The organism is Actinomadura fulvescens (genome assembly GCF_039533225.1).
Taxonomy (GTDB): Bacteria; Actinomycetota; Actinomycetes; order Streptosporangiales; family Streptosporangiaceae; genus Spirillospora; species Spirillospora fulvescens.
The window spans coordinates 1-1,602 of the sequence record NZ_BAAATD010000048.1; the positions used below are offsets into that span (position 1 = coordinate 1).

The window sequence follows — 1,602 nt, forward strand, 5'->3', positions numbered from 1 at the left end:
AGCGAGCCAACCCTCGGAGGGCGGCAGGAAGTACTCGAGCCAGCCCGCCCGACATCCTGCGGCAGGCTACGGGCAGCTAACCCGACCACGATGCCGCTGCAGCCATAGAAGTCGGGAAGTACTGGCGGAGTAGGCCGTTGGTGTTCTCGTTGGATCCGCGTTGCCAGGGTGAGTGTGGGTCGCAGAAGTAGACCGGGATGTCGGTGGCGATGGAGAACTGATGATGCAGCGCCATTTCGGCGCCTTGGTCCCAGGTCAGTGAGCGTTTGAGGTGGGTGGGCAGGGTCTGCATGGTGGCGGCCAGGGCGTCGCGGACGGTGGCTGCTTCGCGGTTGCCGGGCAGGTGGACCAGCAGCACGTAGCGGGTGGCGCGCTCGACCAGGGTGCCGATCGCCGAGGCCTGGTCCTTGCCGATGATCAGGTCGCCTTCCCAGTGGCCCGCAACGGCCCGGTCCTCGGCCTCGGCGGGACGGTCGCTGATCATCACCATCGGGTGGGTGAAGCGAGACTGCCGCTGATCGGGGCGGCGCCGGGGGCGGCGGACGGCGCGGCCCGTCCGCAGCGCCTGGGCCAGTTCGCGGCGGAGTTCACCGCGGCCTTGCAGATACAGGCTTTGGTAGATGGTCTCGTGTGACACCTGCATCTGCGGCCGGTCGGGGAACTGTTTGCGCAGCCAGCGGGCGATCTGCTCAGGACTCCAGCATTGCGCCAGGGCGTGGGTGATGGCCTGGCGCAACCCGGCGTGACAGGCGATCTTGCGGGGTTTGGGCCGGGGACGGCGTGCCTGGGCGCGGGCGTGCGCGGCGTGCGGGCGGTAGTCGCCACCGGCCGGATGCCGGTTGCGGCCGATCTCCCGGCTGATGGTGGAAGGGGCCCGTCCCAGCTCAGCGGCGATCGACCGGACCGTTCGGCCGGCCCGCACCCCATCGGCGATCACGATCCGTTCGTCCTGGTCCAGAAACCGGCGGCTCATCGGGACCTGCCCCGCCGGTGACCGCCGTGCCGGTGACCTCACCCGGTCCGGCCGGCCCGCCGCCGCCTCGGCCAGCAGTTCCTCCACCCGCACACCCGCCAGCGCCGGCTCGGTCAACACCGACGCCCGAGCCGGCTTGGCCAAGCCGGGCGGCCTGCCGTCCCGCCATTCACGCCCGGTGCGCTCATGCACCCCCACGATCTGACACGCCTGAGCGTTGCTCATCCCCTGCTCCACCAGCACACGGTAGAGCCACCGCTGCCGCACCAGACGCGTCCCGACCTCCGGCCCTGCCTGCGCAGCCGGAACACCAGCAGGCTTCACCCCACCAGCAGGCCGCCCGAACCGCCACTCATGACCCGTCCGCGGATGCACCCCTACACGCACCGACGCCTCAGCCGTCGACACCCCCTCAGCGACCAACGCAAGAAACAACTCACGCTCACGCACCAACCGCCCCATCGCACACCCCTGCACCTCAGGTGTTGCGACAACCCCTTGAGGTTGCGTCCACGGGGGTGGTGTATGAGTTTCCGCTGGTGAAGGGCGTGTCGTCGGGACGTGAGACGGCCACCGCGTGATCCTTCGAATCGACCAAGAACCGAAGGAGAACGAACGCGATGGCCGTG

General features: G+C 69.5%; 1 pseudogene. It reads right to left on the reverse strand.

From position 1 onward, the window contains the following. Nucleotides 1–112: 112 nt before the first annotated feature. A pseudogene (locus tag ABD333_RS47355) lies at nucleotides 113–1,198 on the reverse strand (IS30 family transposase); the annotation flags it as partial. Nucleotides 1,199–1,602 lie beyond the last annotated feature (404 nt).